The 22,263-nt window shown below is 50.9% G+C and carries 25 protein-coding genes; 23 read left to right on the top strand and 2 right to left on the bottom strand.

Annotation, left to right across the window (positions count from 1 at the left end; genetic code table 11):
* The first annotated feature begins 23 nt into the window (after positions 1 to 23).
* The 15 genes from B9A32_RS02640 to atpE all read left to right on the top strand — a co-directional run bounded on the left by B9A32_RS02640 (position 24) and on the right by atpE (position 10,768).
* Positions 24 to 1,787, top strand: a complete 1,764-nt coding sequence (locus B9A32_RS02640) for an ABC transporter ATP-binding protein (protein ID WP_084066822.1) — start codon at positions 24 to 26, stop codon at positions 1,785 to 1,787.
* Positions 1,788 to 1,859: 72 nt separating this feature from the next.
* Positions 1,860 to 2,033: a Trm112 family protein gene (locus B9A32_RS02635; RefSeq protein WP_084066821.1), complete on the top strand. Its 174-nt coding sequence runs from the start codon at positions 1,860 to 1,862 to the stop codon at positions 2,031 to 2,033.
* Positions 2,030 to 2,551 (top strand): DUF4416 family protein, encoded by a 522-nt coding sequence (locus B9A32_RS02630; RefSeq protein WP_084066820.1) that lies wholly within the window; start codon positions 2,030 to 2,032, stop codon positions 2,549 to 2,551. The genes B9A32_RS02635 and B9A32_RS02630 overlap by 4 nt, the downstream gene beginning before the upstream one ends.
* A gap of 140 nt (positions 2,552 to 2,691) precedes the next feature.
* Positions 2,692 to 3,570 carry a YicC/YloC family endoribonuclease gene (locus tag B9A32_RS02625; protein ID WP_084066819.1) on the top strand — a complete coding sequence of 293 codons (879 nt, stop codon included), beginning with the start codon at positions 2,692 to 2,694 and terminating at the stop codon, positions 3,568 to 3,570.
* Between the two features lie 12 nt (positions 3,571 to 3,582).
* Positions 3,583 to 3,849, top strand: a complete 267-nt coding sequence (locus B9A32_RS02620; protein ID WP_084066818.1) for a DUF370 domain-containing protein — start codon at positions 3,583 to 3,585, stop codon at positions 3,847 to 3,849.
* Positions 3,849 to 4,475, top strand: a complete 627-nt coding sequence (gmk, locus tag B9A32_RS02615) for a guanylate kinase (protein WP_084066817.1) — start codon at positions 3,849 to 3,851, stop codon at positions 4,473 to 4,475. Before B9A32_RS02620 ends, gmk begins: the two co-directional genes overlap by 1 nt.
* A complete protein-coding gene (rlmB, locus tag B9A32_RS02610) occupies positions 4,472 to 5,365 on the top strand; it encodes a 23S rRNA (guanosine(2251)-2'-O)-methyltransferase RlmB (RefSeq protein ID WP_232367014.1) in 894 nt (297 codons plus the stop codon). The genes gmk and rlmB overlap by 4 nt, the downstream gene beginning before the upstream one ends.
* Positions 5,366 to 5,512: 147 nt before the next feature.
* Complete coding sequence (locus B9A32_RS02605) at positions 5,513 to 6,439, top strand: ComF family protein (RefSeq protein WP_084066816.1); 927 nt, start codon at positions 5,513 to 5,515, stop codon at positions 6,437 to 6,439.
* Positions 6,440 to 6,517: 78 nt separating this feature from the next.
* Positions 6,518 to 7,012 carry a D-glycero-beta-D-manno-heptose 1-phosphate adenylyltransferase gene (gene rfaE2, locus B9A32_RS02600; RefSeq protein WP_084066971.1) on the top strand — a complete coding sequence of 165 codons (495 nt, stop codon included), beginning with the start codon at positions 6,518 to 6,520 and terminating at the stop codon, positions 7,010 to 7,012.
* Positions 7,009 to 7,878 carry a peptidoglycan editing factor PgeF gene (gene pgeF / locus B9A32_RS02595; protein ID WP_232367013.1) on the top strand — a complete coding sequence of 290 codons (870 nt, stop codon included), beginning with the start codon at positions 7,009 to 7,011 and terminating at the stop codon, positions 7,876 to 7,878. The genes rfaE2 and pgeF overlap by 4 nt, the downstream gene beginning before the upstream one ends.
* 28 nt (positions 7,879 to 7,906) lie before the next feature.
* Positions 7,907 to 8,956: a selenide, water dikinase SelD gene (selD, locus tag B9A32_RS02590; RefSeq protein WP_084066815.1), complete on the top strand. Its 1,050-nt coding sequence runs from the start codon at positions 7,907 to 7,909 to the stop codon at positions 8,954 to 8,956.
* A 116-nt stretch (positions 8,957 to 9,072) separates the two neighbouring features.
* Positions 9,073 to 9,291 (top strand): AtpZ/AtpI family protein, encoded by a 219-nt coding sequence (locus B9A32_RS02585; protein WP_084066814.1) that lies wholly within the window; start codon positions 9,073 to 9,075, stop codon positions 9,289 to 9,291.
* Positions 9,292 to 9,295: 4 nt separating this feature from the next.
* Positions 9,296 to 9,694: an ATP synthase subunit I gene (locus B9A32_RS02580; protein WP_084066813.1), complete on the top strand. Its 399-nt coding sequence runs from the start codon at positions 9,296 to 9,298 to the stop codon at positions 9,692 to 9,694.
* A gap of 1 nt (position 9,695) precedes the next feature.
* A complete protein-coding gene (atpB, locus tag B9A32_RS02575) occupies positions 9,696 to 10,385 on the top strand; it encodes a F0F1 ATP synthase subunit A (RefSeq protein ID WP_084066812.1) in 690 nt (229 codons plus the stop codon).
* A 113-nt stretch (positions 10,386 to 10,498) separates the two neighbouring features.
* Positions 10,499 to 10,768 carry an ATP synthase F0 subunit C gene (gene atpE, locus B9A32_RS02570; protein WP_084066811.1) on the top strand — a complete coding sequence of 90 codons (270 nt, stop codon included), beginning with the start codon at positions 10,499 to 10,501 and terminating at the stop codon, positions 10,766 to 10,768.
* Positions 10,769 to 11,049: 281 nt separating this feature from the next.
* Here the strand turns inward: atpE and ndk are convergent, their stop codons facing one another.
* A complete protein-coding gene (ndk, locus tag B9A32_RS02565; RefSeq protein ID WP_084066810.1) occupies positions 11,050 to 11,466 on the bottom strand; it encodes a nucleoside-diphosphate kinase in 417 nt (138 codons plus the stop codon).
* A 482-nt stretch (positions 11,467 to 11,948) separates the two neighbouring features.
* Between ndk and B9A32_RS22490 the strand changes: the two genes are divergently transcribed.
* The 4 genes from B9A32_RS22490 to thyX all read left to right on the top strand — a co-directional run bounded on the left by B9A32_RS22490 (position 11,949) and on the right by thyX (position 15,249).
* Complete coding sequence (locus B9A32_RS22490; RefSeq protein ID WP_408607019.1) at positions 11,949 to 12,266, top strand: IscA/HesB family protein; 318 nt, start codon at positions 11,949 to 11,951, stop codon at positions 12,264 to 12,266.
* Between the two features lie 478 nt (positions 12,267 to 12,744).
* Positions 12,745 to 14,046, top strand: coding sequence for a 3-isopropylmalate dehydratase large subunit (locus tag B9A32_RS02555; RefSeq protein WP_084066808.1), 1,302 nt, complete (start codon positions 12,745 to 12,747; stop codon positions 14,044 to 14,046).
* Positions 14,043 to 14,567 (top strand): 3-isopropylmalate dehydratase small subunit, encoded by a 525-nt coding sequence (locus tag B9A32_RS02550; protein ID WP_084066807.1) that lies wholly within the window; start codon positions 14,043 to 14,045, stop codon positions 14,565 to 14,567. The genes B9A32_RS02555 and B9A32_RS02550 overlap by 4 nt, the downstream gene beginning before the upstream one ends.
* Before the next feature lie 10 nt (positions 14,568 to 14,577).
* On the top strand, positions 14,578 to 15,249 hold the full coding sequence (gene thyX, locus B9A32_RS02545) for an FAD-dependent thymidylate synthase (protein ID WP_084066806.1): 672 nt from the start codon (positions 14,578 to 14,580) through the stop codon (positions 15,247 to 15,249).
* 250 nt (positions 15,250 to 15,499) lie between these two features.
* On the opposite strand, the gene B9A32_RS02540 is transcribed toward thyX, so the two are convergent.
* Positions 15,500 to 16,135 carry a thiamine diphosphokinase gene (locus B9A32_RS02540; protein ID WP_084066805.1) on the bottom strand — a complete coding sequence of 212 codons (636 nt, stop codon included), beginning with the start codon at positions 16,133 to 16,135 and terminating at the stop codon, positions 15,500 to 15,502.
* 401 nt (positions 16,136 to 16,536) lie between these two features.
* Here B9A32_RS02540 and ileS point away from each other — a divergent pair, with 401 nt between their 5' ends.
* From ileS to holA, 4 genes are all read left to right on the top strand, one after another.
* The gene (ileS, locus tag B9A32_RS02535) at positions 16,537 to 19,347 is read left to right on the top strand and encodes an isoleucine--tRNA ligase (RefSeq protein WP_084066804.1); all 2,811 of its coding nucleotides are present in this window, start codon (positions 16,537 to 16,539) and stop codon (positions 19,345 to 19,347) included.
* Between the two features lie 6 nt (positions 19,348 to 19,353).
* Positions 19,354 to 19,848 carry a signal peptidase II gene (gene lspA / locus B9A32_RS02530; RefSeq protein WP_084066803.1) on the top strand — a complete coding sequence of 165 codons (495 nt, stop codon included), beginning with the start codon at positions 19,354 to 19,356 and terminating at the stop codon, positions 19,846 to 19,848.
* Between the two features lie 167 nt (positions 19,849 to 20,015).
* A complete protein-coding gene (gene lgt / locus B9A32_RS02525) occupies positions 20,016 to 20,810 on the top strand; it encodes a prolipoprotein diacylglyceryl transferase (RefSeq protein ID WP_084066802.1) in 795 nt (264 codons plus the stop codon).
* A 3-nt stretch (positions 20,811 to 20,813) separates the two neighbouring features.
* Positions 20,814 to 22,082 carry a DNA polymerase III subunit delta gene (gene holA, locus B9A32_RS02520; RefSeq protein WP_084066801.1) on the top strand — a complete coding sequence of 423 codons (1,269 nt, stop codon included), beginning with the start codon at positions 20,814 to 20,816 and terminating at the stop codon, positions 22,080 to 22,082.
* The last annotated feature ends 181 nt before the right edge of the window (positions 22,083 to 22,263 follow it).

Here is a 22,263-nt window from a genome sequence, read left to right as displayed (position 1 = left end):
TTCCATTCCATAATACAAGGCTTATGAAATCTTCAAATAAAAATAGACATACTCCCCGGGAACGGGTGCTGCTGGGCCTTGTTGCGGCCCATTGGCAGAAACTTGCCCTTGCCATGGTGTGCATGGTGGTGGTGGCCGGTGCCACCTCTGCGTCTGCCTATCTTGTCAAGCCCATGCTGGATGATATTTTTGTGAACCGGGATCAATCCCGTCTTTTGTTGCTTCCCGGTGCCGCCATTTTGATTTTTCTTTTAAAGGGCAGTGCCACCTATGGTCAGCAGTACTGGATGAACCATGTGGGACAACAGATCATCAAAACCCTGAGAAACATGCTCTATGATCGTATCATGGATCTGCCCCTGGCTTTTTTCCACCGGGAAAAAACCGGTACCCTCATGTCCAGAATCACCAATGATGTAAACATTGTCAAAGGCATGGTGTCCACGGCCGTGGCAGGATTGCTGCGGGATCTTTTCACTGTGGTGGGGCTTGTGTGCGTGATTTTTTACATGGACTGGAAACTTGCCATGGGAGCCTTTATTGTGCTTCCGGCGGCATTTTATCCGGTGGTGATATTTGGCAGACGGGTGCGACGGTTTAGCACCGGACGTCAACAGGCCATGGCAGATCTCAACGTGTTTCTCCATGAAACCTTTGCCGGCAGTAAGATCGTTAAGACCTTTAACCGGGAAGAATATGAAAAAAAGCGGTTCCATAAAAAATCCCAAACCCTGTTTCGCCTGGAGATGAAGTCGGTGGTGGCCAAATCCCTTTCTTCTCCTGTCATGGAATTTCTGGGGGGCATCGGCATTGCCTTTATTATTTGGTTTGGCGGTTCCCGGGTGATATCCGGGGCCTCCACCACCGGGACTTTTTTTTCTTTTTTAACGGCGGTGATGATGCTCTATGCACCGGTGAAAAAGCTTGCAGCCCTTAACAATACGGTCCAGGAGGGCATGGCTGCGGTGACCCGGATTTTTGAAATCATTGACCGGGAGTCAGAAATAGAGGAAAAGAAATCCCCCCTGGTTCTGGAAGGCAGATCGGTGGGGGTGGCTTTTGAAGGGGTGGCATTTGCCTATGATGTCCATGAACCACCGGTGCTCAGTGATATCAATCTTCAGGTGAACCCCGGGGAGGTTTTGGCCCTGGTGGGAATGAGTGGTGGCGGCAAAACCTCCCTTGTGAATCTCATTCCCAGGTTTTATGATGTTTCCTCGGGCTCCCTGCGCCTCAATGGAGTGGATGTCAAGAATTTAAGCTTTGCATCTTTAAGGGAAAATATTTCCATCGTGACCCAGGAACCGGTGCTGTTCAATGATACGGTGGCCGGCAATATTCGGTATGGCAATCTTGGTGCCTCTGACCGGGAGGTGGAAACCGCCGCCAGAAAAGCCTTTGCCCATGATTTCATCATGGGATTTCCCAAGGGATATGACACGGTTATTGGAGAATTGGGAAATCGGCTGTCCGGGGGGGAAAAACAGCGATTGTGCATTGCCCGGGCCTTAATCAAAGATGCCCCCGTTCTTATCCTGGATGAGGCCACCTCAGCCCTGGATTCCCAGGCAGAGCAGGTGGTTCAGCAGGCCCTTGCCAATCTTATTAAAGGGCGCACCACCTTTGTCATTGCCCACAGGTTGTCCACCGTTGACCATGCCCACCGCATTGTGGTGCTGGAAAAAGGGCGCATTGTAGAGCAGGGCACCCATGACGAACTCATGGCTTTGGAGGGAAAATACCACACCCTTCGCTCCATGCAGCAGCCTGGAGAGGTTTTGGGGTAATGGTTTGGGCAGGCCGAGGCCAGAATAAGATCTGCCCGTGGCAGTTATATGAAAAGAGACAAGGAGAATAACATGGCGGTTTCAGAAGAGTTGCTCAATATATTGGCGTGCCCCCAGTGCAAGGGGGAGATATACCTTAATGCGGAAAAAAACGGTCTCATCTGTGATAAGTGCCGTCTGGAATATGAGATTCGGGATGATATTCCCATCATGCTGGTGGAAGAGGCGAGGGCACTGGATAAGTGAGCATCCCAAAGAAACCCGATGCGGCAAAGCTTGTCATCAGCGTGTTCATGAATGATAAAGAGCTGTTTGATGAGTTGTTACCGGTGCTGGAAAAGGCCTTTGGTCCCACAGAAAATATCAGTGGCTGGTTTGATTTTGATTACACCGATTACTATGAGGGAGAGATGGGAACCCCATTGTTTCGGCGTATGCTCTCTTTTGGTTCTTTGATTGCCCAGGACGATCTGGCCCGCATTAAAGAGACCACCAATGCCATGGAAAAAACATGGGCTGTCAATGGTCGGCGGAACCTTAATCTTGATCCCGGGTATTTGTTGCTTTCCCGGTTTGTGCTGGCCACGGGCAAGGATTTTTCCCACCGGATTTACATTGGCCGGGGTATCTATGCCGAGGTGACCCTGATGTTTAAAAAAGGAAAATTTCATTCCCTTGCATGGACCTATCCTGACTATGCTTCCACGGAAATGACCGATTTTCTCATGGATGTGCGTCGGCAATATGTGACAGATTTAAAATAACCGGCATGTCTTCACGGACACAACAAACAATGAAAAAGTAGTTGCTGTGAACACCCGGCACCTAATACCCAGTACCTGCTTTTTCGTATAAAAAAACAGTTGGGGTCAGGCCTGATCCCATTTTAAACGGAGTATTTAAGATGATTAAGAGTATGACCGCCTTTGCCGAGGCCTCCCACACCGTGGAGAATATTACCTGCGATGTGGAGATCCGAACCTACAACTCCCGGCATCTGGATGTGGCCCTTTATCTGCCCCGGACCTTCAGCCGACTGGAGGAGGGCATTAAAAAACAGGTGGGCCGGTACGTGGCCAGGGGACGGGTGGAGATTCGGGTCAGCCTTGAAGAACAGGCAGAAGACACCACCGTGTTCCAGGTGGATCTGCCCAGGGCCCAGGGTTATTTTAAGGCCCTTTGCGCCCTGCGGGATGAGTTTGATCTGAAAGATCCCGTGACGCTTGGCCATATTCTGGAGGGCCGGGAGATGATCCAGGTCGCAGAAAACAAGACCGATGCCGACCAGGTGGCAGCCGTGCTTTCCCAGGCCGTTGACATGGCACTGGGGGGGCTTGACCGCATGCGCACCGCAGAGGGAGACAATCTTTCCCTGGATCTTCTGGCCCGGGTGGATGACATTGAAAAGCGCATGGACATTGTGGAAACCGATGCCCAGGCCCTTCCTGCACTGTATCAAAAGCGACTCATGGAGCGCATTGAAGTCCTCACCGCCGGTGTGGAGGTGGATCCGGTCCGTCTGGCCCAGGAGGCGGCTGTTTTGGCTGATAAAAGTGATATTTCCGAGGAGATCGTCAGGGTGCGCAGTCACATCCGGCAGTTCCGGGATATTGTGGCCGCAGATGAACCCGGGGGCCGGAAGCTTAACTTTCTCATCCAGGAGTTTAACCGGGAATTCAATACCATGGGATCTAAATCGGGAAAGGCGGCGTTATCCCATACCATTGTGGAGTTAAAGTCCGAACTGGAAAAAATACGGGAACAGATCCAAAACATTGAATAGGCAGGAGAAATCATGGAAAAAGAACTGTTAAATCTGGGGTTTGGCAGCACAGTGGTGGCCCAGCGTGTGGTCACCATACTGGCACCAAACTCATCTCCCATGAAACGACTCAAGGATGAGGCCAGGGAAGAGCGACGTCTCATTGATGCCACCCACGGCAGAAAGACCCGGGCCATGGTGGTGACGGACAGTAACCATGTGATCCTGTCGGCCATCCAGGCAGAAACACTGTCCCAGCGATTTTTACTGGTGGGTAAAGATCCAAAGGAGAAAGAGTGATGATCCATAAGAATGACCTGGCGGGGCAGGAAGGTCAAAATTCTCCGGGGGGATTGCCCCCCCGGGCAGGGCTATTTGTGGTGTCTGCCCCTTCCGGAGCCGGAAAAACCACCCTTTGTACCCGGATGCTTAAGCTGTTTCCCGGGCTGTCTTATTCCATTTCCCACACCACCCGGCCCCCCCGGGGCAATGAAAAGGATGGGGTGGACTATTTTTTTATCACCCCGGAGGTGTTCCGGGAGCGCATTCAAAAAAATGCCTGGGCCGAGTGGGCAAAGGTGCATGACAATTATTATGGTACTTCCCGGGCCTTTATCACTGAACGTCTGGAAAAGGGCAACCCCCTGCTGCTGGACATTGATGTCCAGGGGGCCCGGCAGATTCGCAAAACTTATCCCCGGGCTGTAACGGTCTTTATCAATGCCCCTTCCATGGCAGTGCTGGAAGCACGGTTGCGAAAGCGGGGCACAGACAGTGATGTTGTCATTGCCCGGCGTCTTGAAAATGCCGCCCGGGAGATGGCAGACCTTCCCCTTTATGATCATGTCATTGTCAATGATGACCTGGACACAGCAGCAGGGAAGATGGCAGCCATCATTGAAAAGTTCAAGGGAGGAGCGGTGTGACATCGCCCAGAAACAGACAGAGCCCGGGAAAAAATCAGCCCTTTAATAAGCCCCATGGCCCCCGGGAACATCATGCCGGTGATAAATCTGCCGGTACCGGGAAAAAGCGATTTTTGAAAAAGAAACAAACCATGGATTCCCATGGTCCCGGGCCGGGCCGGGAGGCCCTGGCAGGTGTCCATTGTGTCCGGGAAGCCCTGAAAGCAGGCCGAAGACAATTTCATTGCATACACATTGCAGATAATCACCTTCGGGATCGGCTTAAGACCGTTGTGGACCGGGCCGGTCAATTGAACATACCCGTGATCCCCCTCACCCCGGAGGCCCTGGATGACCTTTGTCCCGGGGTGCGGCACCAGGGTATTGTGGCCATTGTGGGACCACTGCCCCTGGCAAAGGCGGAAACAGTGTTGCAGGAAATGGATCAGCAAGAAAATAACTGCTTTGTCCTTGTGTTGGAATCCATGGAAGACCCCCATAATCTCGGGGCTTTGATCCGCACAGCCCTGTGCGCCGGGGTCAATTATATTCTTCTTCCCCGGGACCGGGCCGTTTCCCCCACCCCGGCGGTGTCCCGGGCATCGGCCGGGGCCCTGGAACACGCCCCCTTGTATTGTGTCACCAACACCGCCACCCTGCTTCGCTCCCTGAAAAAGAAGGGATTCTGGGTGGCAGGACTGGATGCCGCAGGGGAGCAGTCCCTTTTTCAGGCGGATTTCACCGGAAACATTGCCCTGGTGGTGGGCGGGGAGCACAAAGGGATTCGTCCCCTGGTGAAAAAAGAGTGCGATTTTCTCATTTCTTTACCCATGGCCCGGGGGGTCACCTCTTTAAATGCGTCGGTGGCCGGGGGCATTGCCATGTATGAGGTTTTAAGGCAGCGGGGATAACTTGTTGTGCCACGCTTTAAAAGTGCCCTTGGCAGCGTTTGGAAAGCCTTGTTGCGGCAGTGATAAAAAAGTGTTGGACGGCGTGGCTGCGCTCGCCTTCCAATCCAAAGTTGCAACAGGCACACTGACCATGCTGATGAACTTTTTATGGATATGAATGCCCTTTTAAGGAAGATTAAAACCCATTGCCGGGAAACGCTTGTTTATCTTTGGGCGGCGGGCATGGATCATCTGTTTCCCCGGCGGTGCATGGTGTGTGGGTGTTTTATTCCTCCGGCCCCGGAGAAAACACCCGTAAACAAAGCCTGGCCACGGCCATCCTGCGATATGTTATCCGGGGACTCCATGGGGGTTCACCATGGCATTGGCATGGACCCGGATGTTCTCCAGGCCCGGTTCCATGAACTGTTATCACCGTTTTTTTGTCCGGAGTGTAGCAGCCCGGGGCCGGCACCCCTTGAGCCTCCCCGATGCCCACGATGTGCCGGTTCACTGATGGGCCTGAACGCTTCGGGTGGTGTATGCAGGCATTGTGCCACATCTCCTGGGAACATTGGCCGGGTCCGGGCCGTGGGGAGCTATGGCCGGGGATTGCTCACGGCCATTCATTTATTGAAATATAATGGCAAGATGGCGTTGTCACGTCCCCTGGGGCAACTGTTGTTCATGGTTTTTTGTGCCCATTTTGCCACATCTGCTGTGGATACGATCATCCCCATTCCCCTGCATCGTTCCCGGCTGGTCCGGCGGGGCTTTAACCAGGCGTTTCTGCTGGTGCAGAATTTTGAAAAAATGTGGAAACAATGCAATGGAAATCCCCCGCCTTGGCATGTGGATCACCGGTTGCTAAAACGGTGTCGGAAAACCGCCTCCCAAACCGGATTTAACCGGGAGGCCCGCCGGGAAAATTTAAAAAACGCCTTTAAGGTGATATCCCCCCGCAAGGTAAGGGGAAAGGCCGTTTTACTTGTGGATGATGTGTACACCACCGGGTCCACCTGCCAGGAAGCGGCCCGGGTGTTGCGCTGTTCCGGTGCGGCATCGGTGGATGTTCTGGTGCTTGCCAGGGCGTGAAAATGTTTTTTGGGGTGGACCATCCTGGAATTTGACCTGCCCACAAGAAAAATTTATATCAGGTGTGGAAAAAGAAATATGGGTTTAAGTATTGATCAATTGAAAATAATTGAAAGACAGGCCGTGGCTGATCTGGGGAAAACCCTCCGGGACCGGGGCCGCACCATTGTGTTCACCAACGGCTGCTTTGATATCCTCCATGCGGGCCATGTCTCCTACCTGCAGGCTGCGGCACACCAGGGAGATGTGCTGGTGCTGGGCCTGAATTCCGATGCCTCTGTTAGCCGCATCAAAGGACCTTCCCGGCCGGTGATATCCCAGGAGCACAGAAGCCGGGTGATGGCAGCCCTTGCCTGTGTGGACCATGTGGTGATTTTTGATGAACCCGATCCCGGGGAGTTGATCCGGGAGCTTAACCCCCATGTCCTGGTCAAGGGCGCAGACTGGGCCGAAGCGGATATCATTGGTGCGGATACGGTGACGCAAAACGGGGGCAGGGTGGCGCGCATGGTTCTGGAACCGGACATATCCACCACCATCATCATTGAACGCATTGTGGCGCGCTTTTCATGATGGAGATATCTGGTGTCACTGCCATGGACATGATTCAATTTAACATATTCACTTCCCATGCGGAGGTTGCCCACGGCGTATTTACCCGCAAGGGCGGGGTAAGTCTTTCCCCCTTTAACTCTTTGAATGTGGGGATCTCCACCGGGGATAATGAAACCCATGTCCGGGAAAATCGATGCCGCATTGCCCGTGATCTGGGATTTGAACATGCCCTTTACCTGCACCAGGTCCATGGCAACGGGGTTTTGGTGCTGGATCGGGAACAGCAAATTAAGACATTGACATCCCATGGTATGGACACCCGGAAGCAATGCAGCGTTTCCCATGACCCTCTCCCATGCCCGGATACCCCCTGTTTGAAAAATGGAATGCCATTTTCCCAGGGGGCCATCCCTGTGGCCGACGGGGTGGTCACCAACATCCCGGGAGTGCTTCTGGTGATCCAGGTGGCTGACTGCCAGGCCGTGCTATTGTTTGATCCCGTAAAAAAAGTGGTGGCCAATTTACATTCCGGCTGGCGGGGGAGTGTGGCCAACATCATTGGCCGGGGTGTGGATGTCATGGTGACCGATTTTTGTTGTGATCCCGGTGACATCAGGGCAGCCGTTGCGCCTTCCCTTGGTCCCTGCTGCGCTGAATTTGTCCATTACAAGGACGAACTGCCCCAGGGGTTTTTACAATACCGCCGGGGGGATCATCATTTTGATTTCTGGGCCATCAGCCGGGGGCAGCTCATGGAAAAGGGCATTAAATCGGATCACATTGAGGTGTCAGGTCTTTGTACCCAGTGTCATCCAGACCGTTTTTTTTCATATCGCCATGAACACACCACGGGTAGATTTGCTGTGGCTGTGGGACTATGTTGATGAACAACAATATAAAGGGAAATAATTCATGACTTCCAGAGAGATCATAAGGCTCACCGAAAAGGTAAAGGCGGCCGGTTGAGCGGCCAAGATAGATCCAGGGGCACTGGATCGCATTGTGGGCGGGCTTGAAGCAAAAAGCCATCCCGATCTTATTGTGGGGCTGGGAACCAGTGATGATGCCGGTGTTTTTCGCATCAACAAGGACACTGCCTTGATCCAGACCCTGGATTTTTTAACTCCGGTCACAGATGATCCCTATGAGTTCGGTCGGATTGCAGCGGCCAACTCCTTAAGTGATGTCTATGCCATGGGCGGCACCCCCTTGACTGCCATGAACATTGTCTGTTTTCCCAGTGCTGATTTTGGAGAAGATGTTTTACAAAAGACCCTGCAGGGAGGGCTTGACAAGATCCACGAATCCGGCGCCACCCTGGTGGGGGGGCACAGCGTGGATGATCCTGAATTTAAATATGGACTTTCCGTCACCGGTGTGGTGCACCCGGACCGGGTGCTCACCAACCACGGTATTCGCATCAAAGATCAGATCATTCTCACCAAGCCCGTGGGAACCGGTATTGTGGCCACAGCACTGAAAGGAAAGCTTGCCGATGCTGCCACCACCCGGAAAATGGTAAATATCATGTCCACCCTGAACCGGGATGCGGCCGAAGTCATGGCCGGGTTTGATGTGGGGGGATGCACCGACGTCACCGGTTTTGGCCTGGCAGGACATCTGCTGGAAATGGCCCGGGGCGGGGGAAAGGAAATTTCTCTTTTCACCCAGGCGGTGCCGGTGATTGACAACGCTGCACAGTGGGCCGCCATGGGCATGGTGCCCGGGGGGGCCTTCCGAAACCGGAGATACTGCCAGCCGGGCATGGTGATCCCCGACCAAATGGATAAAATTGTTCTGGATCTTATGTTTGATCCCCAGACATCCGGGGGGCTTCTTGTGAGTGTGAAAAAAAAGGATGCCCAAAATTGCCTCATGGCCATGCAGGACCGGGGGATTGCTGCTGCCCTGGTGGGGGAGGTGACCAAAGATCACACCTGCGGTAAGGTGACTTTAATATAGAGCGTGCGGGCCATAATTTTTTTTGACATTGACTTGGTATGAATCATGTGTTAGTTCCATTTAACAATAATGATCGTGTCCGTTCTAATTCAGGGACAGATCCAAGAGAAGGATCCATGAAAAAAGAGACATCAAAGACCATTCGGGAACTTGCTTATTACAGCAGCCTTGGTCTGTCCGTGGCCATCTCCATCTTCCTCGGGCTGTTTGCCGGGATCTGGCTGGATGGTAAGTTTGATACAAAACCGATCCTGACCCTGGTGGGGCTGGGGCTGGGAATTGCCGCCGGATTTAGAAACCTGGCCATGGCGGCAAAAAGGAGTCGAAAACTTTAATTCTATGGATATTCATCAGCGAATAATCAAATTTGTAACCACTTCCAACTGGTTTTTGTTTGTGGTGGGAACGCTTCTGGGGTTTATAAATACCCCAATGCCCTTTGCCATGGGTATTTTAACAGGTTCGTTGCTGGTGACCCTCAATTTTCATCTTCTAAGGCACACCCTTTACAAGGCCATGGCCACCGCTTCCGGAAAGCCTGCCCGTTCAATCCTCGGTGTGGTGCTTATAAAATATTATATTCGATTTGCCATAAGCGGAATTGTTATATTCGCGCTTATAAAAGGAAATATTGTTGATCCGTTGGGTCTGATCATGGGCCTTTCGGTTGTGGTTGTCAGCATTATGGCAGCAACCACGCTGGAATTAACAAGACTTATTTTTAAGGAGGCGGTCTAAGGTGGAACATCCATATCTATTCTTTGTAAAGCTGTTTGAGTTGATTGGTCTGGGCCATTTTGCTCACACCAGCGTGCATGTTATCTACATGTGGGTTGTGATGGGTATTCTTATCGGTTTTGGATGGCTTGCGGGTAAAAACACCCAGCTGGTGCCGGAACCTGTTCAAAATGTGTTTGAAGTGTTGATATCAGGATTGGAAGAGTTCATGGTGGGTATTTGCGGAGAAGAGGGCAGATGGCTTTTCCCCCTGGCAGCCACCATTTTTATTTTTGTCTTCCTTGGCAACCTCATCGGTCTTGTGCCCGGGTTTTTCCCTCCCACTGCCAGCCTGAACACCACGGCGGCCCTGGCCCTTGTTACGGTTATCTGGACCCATGTTATCGGTGTTAAATACCATGGTTTTAATTATTACAAACACTTCATCGGACCTGTGTGGTGGATGATCCCCATTATTCTGCCCATTGAGATCATCGGTCATGTGGCCAGAATTTTATCTCTCTCTTTCCGTCTTTTTGGAAATATGATGGGTCATGAGCTGGTGCTGGGTATTTTGTTTGCCCTGGCCGGTGCTTTTTTTGCTCCGCTGCCGATTATGGCGCTGGGTATTTTTGTCGCCCTGGTACAGGCCTTTGTGTTTTTTCTTCTGGCCGTCATGTACTTCACCGGTGCCATGGAGCACGCTCATTGATAAAGGACTTTTGTTGTATCGGTCTGTTCCGGTATGACTTTGTGTAATAAATGCGGGGACCTGGAAGAAGCCGCAAACATTAATTTATTTTAATCAGGTAAAAGGAGAAAAAAATGGATTTTTTTACCGCATGTGTATGGGCAGCTGGTGTTGCCATTGGAATCGCAGCTTTCGGTTGTGGTATTGGTCAGGGCATGGGCGTAAACGGTGCTGTTCAGGGTATTGCCAGAAATCCTGAGTCTTCAGGTAAAGTTACTGTTACACTGCTCATCGGTCTTGCCATGATCGAGTCTCTGTGTATCTATGCACTGGTTGTTGCACTGATCCTTATCTACGCACATCCCCAGGCTGCAGAATTTGCAAAGATCGTAGCTGGTCACTAAGCCATACACGATTAAGATAGTTTTTGCATGACAAAGGGCGTTAATCCCGGCTTGCCGGAGTTAACGCCCTTTTTTTATTTATCTCAACTTTCGGGCTTCATTTCAAAGCCGGCATTTTTAAATGCACCGATGGGGTCAGTGTGCCGACGGGGTCAGGCTTTTGTTATTGATGTTATCGACCAAGGCCTTTGCCAACGAAAAAAGCCTCGATAATGTCAATAACGAAAGCCTGACCCCAACACGAAATGCGAACACCGAAAGTTGAGTTATTTATTTTAAAATTATCCCACAATTTCCATGTTGTTGAAAAAGTGGTTGATCTCAAAGGCTGCTGTTTCTGGGGCATCGGAACCATGGACCACATTTTTTTCAATGTCCGTGGCAAATTCCCTTCGGATGGTTCCCTCTTCAGCTTCTTTAAAATTGGTGGCACCCATGAGTTTGCGGTTTTTTGCAATGACATCATCCCCTTCCAGAACCATGGCCACAATGGGGCCGGAGGTCATGAAGTCAATGAGGCTGCCAAAAAACGGGCGTTCTTTGTGCACGGCATAAAAACCTTCAGCCTGGCTCTTTGTGAGTTGCATTTTTTTCATGGCAACAATTTTAATGCCGGCTGTTTCAAACCGTTTGATTACTTCTCCAATGAGATTTTTGGCCACACCGTCCGGCTTAATTAATGACAAGGTTCTTTCCATTTGCTTTGTCCTTTTTGAGTTAAGTGTTAGGGGTTTTATATAGCGGTCATGTTATGGCAAACACGACGAATATTCAAAATGCTATTATACCGCCCGCGACGCTTGCCCTGTATGGGAAGGGAAAGACCGGGAAATTTCAGTGTGGAAATGATTGAGGGTTTAGCAAAACATGTGACTTAAGTCAATACCCGGTTCCATGGCCTTATTTTCGCCATGACTTTAAAATGGGGAGGTAGAGGAAAGCCCGGGGAAAATTTTCTTTAAAATTAGGCATCTTTCATACAATTCAAAAGTAATTTACACTTTTTAATTAAATTTCCCCGGGAAATGGGTATATCTTTCTGAAAAGTGTAAACCGGAAAATGAAGTATGCCTGAAATTAGAGGGTCTGATTTCTTGACAAGTCATCCCCATATGGTTAAGTTAAAAACAATTCGGCAAATAGGAGCTGATCGACACCAAACAAACAAGGAGCATTTATAATGATTGAAATGACAGATGCTGCCAAAGCGCAGTTGGAAGAATATTTCAGTGGCAGGGAGCCTTCTCCCATACGAATTTTTTTAAACTCCGGCGGCTGAGGTGGACCATCTCTTGCAATGGCTCTGGATGAGCCTAAGGACAGCGATGACACCTACGATGTGAAAGGTTATAAGCTTGTTGTGGACAAAACTTTCATGCAGCAGGCCAAAATGATCAAAATTGATTTCACAGGCATGGGATTCAGCCTGGAATCCAAACTTGATCTGGGCGGTTCAGACTGTGGCAGCTGCGGAACAAAAGGTTCCTGCTGTTCCTGATGATTTAAACGGCATGGGGTGGCGGTTACTCCGGGCCGGGTTGTTTATTTTGTTTTTAAAAGGGCAATTTCTTTTAGATAAAGGGATTGCCCTTTTTTATATGAAACAGTAGGTACTGGGTACTGGGTATTCTTCAAGTTTACCTCAGCAGAGCCGCCCCCCGACGGGCAATAGGAACCGGACAATTGAGCTGTCTACAGTTCCGGTCCGGGCCCATTGCCCGTCGGGGGGCGGCGGTATACGGTATAATACCATTTGGCTCCGCGGCTACGACCCTATATTTGCCGTGTCAGGCAGGAGATACCCGTTTATATGAAATACTCCGCAAACCAGGGGTGTATTTCAAGTTTTGTTGTGGGCAGAGCCGGATCAGAATACGGCCTGCCCATGGCAGTTATATGAAAACAGAGCTTGCTCCCCCGGGGGAAAAATGGTATTCAAAAAGTTTTTATGTAAAATAAATTGAAAGGAAAAAGCCATGGGTAAAACAATAGCTGAAAAGATTTTTGACGCGCATCTGGTGGATAACCCATCCGGGGATATTCAGGTGGTTCGTCTGGATGCAGTTTTCTGCCACGAAATTACCACCCCCATTGCCATCACAGATCTTGTGGCCCGGGGCAAGGATCGGGTGTTTGATGCCACAAAAATCAAGGCGGTCATTGATCATGTGACACCGGCCAAGGATTCAAAAACAGCGTTGCAGGGAAAAATTCTCCGGGACTGGGCCCGGCGACACAACATCGTTGATTTTTTTGACATTGGCCGCAACGGGGTGTGCCACGCCATTTTTCCGGAAAAGGGATTTGTGCGTCCCGGCTACACCATCATCATGGGAGATTCCCACACCTGTACCCATGGGGCCTTTGGGGCCTTTGCCGCCGGTGTTGGCACCACCGACCTGGAAGTGGGTATCTTAAAAGGGGTGTGTGCCTTTAAAAAACCCCTTTCCATGAAGGTAAATATCTCCGGCACCCTTGCCCGGGGCGTTTATGCCAAGGATGTGATTCTGGCCCTTATTTCAAAGATCGGTGTCAACGGTGCCACCAACCGGGTGATGGAATTTTCCGGCAATGTGGTGGATGCCATGACCATGGATCAGCGCATGACCCTTTGCAACATGGCTGTGGAAGCCGGTGCCACCAGTGGTATCTGCGCCCCTGACAAGGTCACCGTGGATTATCTGTGGCCCTTTATTGAAGATGAGTATCCCACAAAAGAAGCAGCCCTTGACGCATTCAACGTTTTTACCCCGGATGCAGATGCTGCTTACACCGACGTGATTGAATTTGATGTCACCCCCCTGGTCCCCCAGGTGACATTTGGATTTAAGCCGGATCAGGTTAAACCGGTGTCAGACATGGAAGGCGAGCCCATTCACCAGGTGTACATCGGCTCCTGCACCAATGGTCGGTTTGAAGATCTTGAAATTGCCGCAGACATTATTAAAGGAAAACAGATTGATCCCGGTGTCCGGGCCATTGTCAGCCCTGCCACTCCGGATATTTACAGCCGGGCGCTTTCAGCGGGGATCATTAAAATTTTCATGGATGCCGGGTTCTGTGTCACCAATCCCACCTGCGGGGCCTGTCTCGGCATGAGCAACGGCGTACTGGCAGAGGGGGAAGCGTGTGCTGCCACCACCAACAGAAATTTCAACGGCCGCATGGGCAAGGGGGGCATGGTACATCTCATGAGTCCTGCAACAGCAGCGGCATCGGCCCTCACCGGAACCATTTCCAACTCTCCCCTTTTCCAGCCAGGAGGTGACAACCAATGAAAAATTTCAACGGCAGGGTCCTTTTTCTGGACAGGTCAGACATCAACACCGACGAGATCATACCGGCCAAATATTTAACGGAAAGTACCAAAATTGCACTGAAGCCCAACCTTTTGGAGGACCTGGTCCTGGAAGGATTTGATCCACAAAAAGACATTGAAGGAAAATCTGTGGTGATCACCCGGGATAATTTCGGGTGCGGCTCTTCAAGGGAGCATGCCCCCTGGGCCTTTGAGGTCAACGGCATTAACATGGTCATTGCCACGGGATTTGCCCGGATTTTCCGACAGAATATGTTCAATTGCGGCATGATGGCTGTGGAACTGGATGCCACAGCGGTGGACGAGCTGTTTGCTGAGTTCGCCGGTGAAGAGACCGCCATAGAAACAGATATTGATAAGGGGATTTTCACCATTTCGGCAGGTGAAATTTCCCGTCAGATCTCATTTTCCATCAGTGAATATGATCTGTCCCTGGTCAAGGCCGGGGGCTGGGTGGAATTTGCGGATCAGAATTATTAGGAAAATAATTATGAAAATAATAGAACCCTATTTTGAAATATTGCACATGGCCCGGGAGGAAGAGGTGTATGGCTTGCTGGAGCTGGCAGCCCGCACCTGTTACAAATCCGAGGATAAAATTGCCCGGGGAACGGCCCGGGATCTGTTGCGCCGATTGATGAAAACCGGCCATGAAAGTGTCATTGAACACATATCCATTTGTGTGCGCATTGTATGTGACCGGGGCATCACCCACGAGCTGGTACGCCATCGGTTGTGCTCCTTTTCCCAGGAAAGCACCCGGTACGCCAACTATGGCAAGGAAAAATTTGGCAGGGAAATCACAGTGATCCGTCCCTTTTTCTGGGAGGAGGGCAGTGAAGCGTTTGAGACATGGAAGGCCGCCATGCTGGCAGCGGAAAAAGCCTATCTTTCATTGCTGGATATGGGGGCCCGGCCCCAGGAGGCCCGCAGTGTGCTGCCCAACAGTCTTAAAACCGACATTGTCACCACAGCCAATATCAGAGAGTGGCGACACATCTTTAATCTTCGCTGTTCCAAGGCGTCCCATCCCCAGATCCGTCAGGTCATGCTGCCTTTGCTTGCCGCTTTTTACCGGCGCCTGCCTGTGCTCTTTGAAGCCCAGTACGAAAAATACAGCACCGACATTGAGGCCTTTGAAAAAATGCAAGGCGCTCATTAAGCTTTGTTTCTAAAAAAGGTGAGAAAAATTCGCGTTTTTTGAGTTTCACATATTTACAGCTCAACTTTCGGTGTTCGCATTTCGTGGTGGGGTCAGGCTTTCGTTATTGACATTATCGAGGCTTTTTTCGTTGGCAAAGGCCTTGGTCGATAACATCAATAACAAAAGCCTGACCCCGTCGGCACACTGACCCCATTGGTACATTTAAAAATGCCGGCTTTGAAATGAAGCCCGAAAGTTGAGTTTACAGCTAATCGTTGGAAAGGGTCACCATTAAAATACCGGTTTTAATTCGGATGGTGGCCCTTGATGCCTTAAAACGGTTACTGATACCTGTGGAGTCCCCCCGGTGAAGGGTGGCATTGGTCAGGGGAAAGGCAAGCCCGGTGAGGGTGATACCGGTGACTTTTTCGGAGATGGGAATGATGGACAGGTAGGTGTCGGGACGTTTTTCCAGGCTGATTTCGTCCCTGATCAGGTGGATCTCATTGTGGGCATCCACCATGGAGCAGGCCACACCCATGGCAGCAATTTTTTCCATGAGAAATACGTTGGCCAGGGTGTGGTCCATGCGGGTGCCGGTGGTGCCCATGAAGGTGATGTGTGAGGCTCCGTTTTCAACGGCCCATCGGGCTGCAAGTTCGGTGTCTGTGTAGTCCTTATCCACGGGGTGGCGGATAAATTCAACCCCTGCATCCTCAAGATTTCTTTGATGGGACAGGTCAATGGAGTCCAAATCCCCCATGACCACATGGGGGACAATGTCCAGGGCTGCCAGATGTGCGGCACCGCCATCGGCGCATACCACCCGGTCTGCCCGGGATATCATGGATTTAAATGCATGGGGATTTAACACGCTTCCCCCGGCCATAACAATTATTTTCATGCCGTGATTCTCCAGTTCTGAAATCATTGGACTTTTATTTTTTGTTGTGGGCAGAACCGGGTCAGAATAAGGTCTGCCCGTGGCAGTTACTTAAAAAAAAATACTATAGTTATTTAAACCCGGTTGGTCAAATTTCTGTACCCCTCTTAGCATTTTTTGCCGGGTTGATCCGGTAAAACTTCATGGTTTCCAACTTCATCGTTGTGGGAACAAGTTGATTAGTGCTTGACAATTTTATCTGGTTTGCCTTAGATTGACTGTTTACAGTTTTTATGGATTTGTGTTCGATCATCATCTCTGGGCAGGTGGGTAAAAGCCGCCCATTGTTTAAAGGGTTGGATTGAAAAACTAAATTTAACAGAACGCATATATATAATTGATACACCCAGTGTGGAGGAAAGATGGACTACAAAAAAACGTTGAACCTGCCGGTGACCAAGTTTGCCATGAAGGCAAATCTTGCCAATAAAGAACCCGGCCAGCTGAAAGAGTGGGAAAAAAACGGCCTGTACAGCAAACTGCGGGAAGCTGCCAAGGGACGTCCTTCCTTTATTCTTCATGATGGCCCTCCCTATGCCAACGGTCACCTCCACATTGGTCACGCCATTAACAAAATATTAAAGGATATCATTGTCCGGTCCAAACAGATGGACGGGTTTGATGCCCCCTATGTGCCGGGATGGGACTGCCACGGGCTTCCCATTGAGCACAATGTGGATAAAAAATTAGGGTCAAAAAAGAAAAACATGACCCCGGTGGAGGTGCGCCAGGCCTGCCGGAAGTATGCAGCAGGGTTTGTGGACATCCAAAGGGATGAGTTCAAGCGCTTTGGCGTGGCCGGGGAGTGGGATGAGCCCTATTTGACCATGAACAATGCCTACGAGGCCCGCATTGCCAAGGAGTGCGGTGAGTTTGCCTTAAGTGGTGATATGTTTCTGGGCAAAAAACCCATCTACTGGTGCTGCTCCTGTCACACAGCGCTTGCCGAAGCAGAAATTGAGTACCATGACCATGGCTCCCCATCCATTTATGTGAAATTTCCTTTAAAGGATGATATCTCCAGCCTTGTTCCAGGCTTACAAGATGGGGAAAAAATTTCCATGGTGATCTGGACCACCACCCCCTGGACCATTCCGGCCAACCTTGCCATCTGTCTTCACCCCGAGTTTGTCTATGCGGCTGTGAAAACCCCGGAACAGGGCGTCATGATCATGGCCCGGGAGCTTGTGGAAAAGGTGATGGCAGAATTTGGCATTGAAGATTTTACTGTTCTAAGTGATATAGAAGCAAAAGACCTTGAAAACAAGCGCTGCACCCATCCCATGTATGAAAGGGATTCCCTTATTATCCTGGGCGAGCACGTCACTTTGGAGGCCGGTACCGGTTGTGTTCACACAGCGCCGGGACATGGTGCCGATGATAATATTGTGGGCCTTCGTTATGGTCTTAAACCCTACTCCCCTGTGAATGCCAAGGGGTGCTTCACCGATGAGGTGGCTGATTTTGAGGGACAGTTTATCCTCAAGGCCAACCAGGGAATCATTGAAAAACTGGATGGCCTGGGTGCCCTTGTGCAGCACACCCCCATGACCCACTCCTATCCCCATTGCTGGCGGTGTAAAAAACCGGTTATTTTCCGGGCCACCCCCCAGTGGTTCATCTCCATGGATAAAAAGGGGTTGCGCAAAAAAAGCCTGGAAGAGATCGACAATGTAAACTGGATTCCCGCCTGGGGCAAGGCTCGCATCTACTCCATGATTGAACACCGTCCGGACTGGTGCCTTTCCCGCCAGCGTTCCTGGGGGGTTCCCATCCCTGTGTTCCATTGTGAGGAGTGTGGGGAGGTGTATGTCACAAGGGAGTCTGTGGATAAAATCCATAGCCTGTTTCTGGAACACTCCTCTGATATCTGGTTTGCCAAGGAAGCCAAAGAGCTTATGCCAGAGGGTGCTGCATGTGCAAAGTGCGGCGGCACCACCTTTGAAAAGGACCATAACATTCTGGATGTGTGGTTTGACTCCGGTGTGAGCCATGCGGCTGTGCTGGAAGAAAGAGAAGGGTTGACACGTCCGGCAGACCTCTACCTTGAGGGCAGTGACCAGCACAGGGGGTGGTTTCACTCCTCTTTGCTCACCGCTGTGGGCCGCACCGATCATGCCCCTTATAAATCCGTGCTCACCCATGGGTTTGTGGTGGATTCCCAGGGCAAGAAAATGTCCAAATCCGTGGGCAATGTGGTGGCTCCGGAAAAGATCATCAAGCAGCACGGGGCAGATATTTTAAGGCTCTGGGTGGCATCGGCCGATTATCGGGATGATGTGAGGATTTCAGACAACATTATTCGTCAGCTGTCAGATGCCTACCGCCGCATCAGAAACACCTGCAGGTTCATGCTGGGCAATCTGTCTGATTTTAATCCAGATACCGATCTTCAGCCGGTGTCGGCCATGACAGACATGGACCGGTTTGTGTTGCACAGGCTTGCCACTCTCATTGAAAAATCTTTAAACGCCTATGATGCCTATGAGTTTCATACCATTTACCATGCCATGCACAATTTTTGCGTGGTGGAACTTTCCGCATTTTATCTGGACATTAACAAAGACAGGCTTTACACCTCTCCGCCTGCCGCCACGGTGCGGCGCAATGCCCAGACCGTGATGTATTATCTTCTGGACGGCATCATCCGGGTCATGGCACCCATTTTGCCTTTCACCGCCGAAGAGGTGTGGAAACATATGCCCGCCTTTGACGGCAAAAAAGAAAGTGTTCATCTCACATCCCGGCCCCAGGTGGATCCGGCATGGAAGGATGAGGCCCTGGGTGTCCGGTGGCAGAAGATTCTGGATGTCCGGGCCGAGGTGACCCGGGCCCTGGAAGAGGCCAGAACCGCTAAGCTCATTGGCCATCCCCTGGATGCCGCCATTGCCATTTATGTGGCAGATACCGATGTCCGGGAAATCCTGGCGGGATTTGGTCCGGATTTAAGGGATATCTTCATTGTATCCCAGGCCACTTTGCTGGATGCCCCGGGGGAAACCGGATTTACCAGCAAAGAGATTGACGGGCTTTTTGTGTCCGTTGCCCGGGCAGAAGGGGAAAAATGTGAGCGGTGCTGGCGATATGATGTCACCACAGGAGACAGAAACGATCTGCCCGGTACCTGTGCCCGCTGTTCCGGCGCCCTTGATGTCATTGGGGTTGAGGCATAACAGCCCATGACAGTGACCGGAAAACAGAGCCTGGTGAGACTTGTGACCATTGCAGGGGGTGTCATCCTTGCAGATCAGCTCACCAAGGCTTTGATCATGGCGCAACTGCCCCTGTATGAGCGCATGGAGGTGACTTCTTTCTTCAACATCACCCATGTGCTCAACCCCGGGGGGGCCTTTGGCATGTTTGCAACGCAGTCCCCGGTGGTGCGTCGGTTTTTCTTTTTATTTGTATCTTCCCTGGTCTCCCTGGGGCTGCTCTGGTTCTATGGCCAGGTGGCCCGGGAACATCGATTTCTTTCCATGGGCCTTGCCGCCATATTTGGCGGGGCCGTGGGTAATCTCATTGACCGGTTCCGGTTTGGCCAGGTGGTGGATTTCCTTGATTTTTACATTGGTACCTGGCACTGGCCTGCATTTAATGTGGCGGACAGCGCCATCTGCATTGGCATGGCCATCCTCTTCTACCACGTCATCCTGAACAAAATTCCGGAACTATAATGATAATACCTTGGTCGGTTTTATGTTGGCTGGCATCTTAAGATATATATTGTGATTCAAATGCGGGTATCAATTCAATATATAATCTTATGATTGCCGGATTTTAACTCAATTCTGAGTTTGGCAAAGGTATTGAATGAGGGTCAGTTTTTTTTAGGAGTTATGCATTGCATCCCATTCTTTTGAAAATCGGCAACATCACCCTGTACACTTACGGCCTTTTTGTGGCCCTGGGATTCATGAGTGCCATCTGGTTTGCCTCTTGGCGGGCCAGGGTTCGGGGCAGCGCCATCGGGCACCAGGAGATCACGGATCTGTTTTTTGTGATCCTCTTATCCTCCCTGGTGGGGGCCCGCCTTTTTTATGTGATACAGAATTTTTCCCTTTTTTCGGCCCGGCCCCTGGATATATTTAAGATCTGGAACGGTGGGCTGGTTTTTTACGGGGGATTCATCGTGGCCCTTTTGGCGGCCATGGTTTACATTAAAAAGAAAAATTTTAATCTCTGGGACACGGCAGATCTTCTGGCCCCTGCCATTGCGCTTGGCCATGCCGTAGGGCGTGTGGGATGCCTTTTTGCCGGCTGCTGTTATGGTAAAACCTGTGATCTGCCCTGGGCCATTACTTTTTCTGATCCCCACTCCCTGGCCCCCCTGGGGGTTCCCCTGCACCCCACCCAGCTCTATGCGGTGCTCTCCAATCTCATTCTTTTTATCCTGCTTGTGGCCATGGATAGAAAAAACGCCTTTAGTGGGCGTCTTTTCTGGATTTATATCTTTTTGTACGGGATTTTCAGGTCTTTTCTGGAAATTTTCCGGGGGGATGAGCGGGGGGATTTTTTGTTGCAGGTGATTTCCCCTTCCCAGACCATTGGTATTGTCATGGCCCTGGTGGCCGTGGCCATGCTCTGGTGGCTCTCCCATGGGACAAAATCTTCAAAGGCCCCAAAGTCCGGACGGTGATCAGTGGCGGAGATCAAACACACAGACCTTGCCCAATGGCTTAACACAACGCCCTTTGATGAATTACCCCAGGTGTATCTTGTCCATGGTGACGCTTTTTTATGCCGCAAGATATTTGATGCTGTTTTAGATGTCTTGCTTCCCAAAGAACAGCGCAGCCTTGGCTATGATTTTCTGGACGGGGATGAGGCCCGACTGCCTGTGATTGTGCAGCGCCTGTCCACCTATTCAATGATGCAGGACCGCCTGGTGGTGGCAGCCAAAGAAGTACCTCTATTTTCCACAGATCGTCAGTCCGGCATGACCCCGGAAGACTTTGATGCGTTGCAGCACCTCATGGAAAAAGGGATTCCCGCCGGACACTATCTGTTGATCACCACCCCCCAGGCAGACAGACGTCGAACCTTGTTCAAGGCCTTTCGTGAATACGGACTGGTGGTGGACTGCACTGTTGCCAAGGGCAGCCGCAAGGCTGATAAAACCGAACAGACTGCTTTGATGCGCACCCTCATGGAACAGGTGCTGGCACCGGTGCAAAAGGGCATTGACGGTAGGGCATTTACCCTGCTCACCGATCTGGTGGGGTTTGATCCTGCCACCCTGGTGGATAATCTGGAAAAGCTGGTGGCCTTTATTGGTGACCGCCCGGGTATCACTGCCACGGATGTACAATCGGTGGTGGAGCGCACCCGAAAGGATGCTATATTTGAATTCACCAATGCCGTGGCAGACCGCAACGTCTCTTCCGCCCTGTTTTATTTTCATGCCCTCACCCGGGAAGGCGCCCACCCCCTGCAGTTCTTAAAGGCTTTGGGCAATCAAATACGAAAAATTACCCGGGTCAAGGACTTTGTTGATTCCTGCCGGGCACCGGGGCAGATGGTATGGCATCCGGGTCAGAGTTATCAGCAGTTCTCCCGCATCACCCTGCCGGCCGTGGTCAAGGCCGATGAACTGATGGTGAAAAAACTTGAAGAGTGGGAAGATCAATTGCCTCCACAAGGGGAATCCAAACCGTCCGGTAAGAAGAAAAAAGCGGTTGCCAAAAAGAAAAAAACAGCTTCGGATCTTGCCATGGCCCCCAATCCTAAAAATCCCTATCCCATTTATCAAACTTTTTTAAAGTCCGATAACTTTACCCAAAAGGAGCTTATTCATATTCTCATGGCCCTGGGGGAGCTGGATTATCAATTGAAATCCAGCAATGCCCATCCCCATATTCTCCTGGAAAATCTCATTGTCCGGATTTGTACCGGAATGGCATTGACATAACTGCCACGGGCAGATCATATTGGGATTTGACCTGCCCAGCTTACATACGCCCCTGATCTGCGGAGTATTTTATAAAACGGGTATTTCCTGTGGGACACAACAAATATAGGTCGTAGACGCGGAGCCAAATGGTATTATAGCGCCGCCCCCCGACGGGCAATGGGCGGCCCCGGAACTGTAG

Source organism: Desulfocicer vacuolatum DSM 3385 (assembly GCF_900176365.1).
Taxonomy (GTDB): Bacteria; Desulfobacterota; Desulfobacteria; order Desulfobacterales; family Desulfobacteraceae; genus Desulfocicer; species Desulfocicer vacuolatum.
The sequence above is the reverse complement of the archived record's forward strand: the minus strand, read 5'-3'. Positions and strand labels throughout refer to the sequence as shown.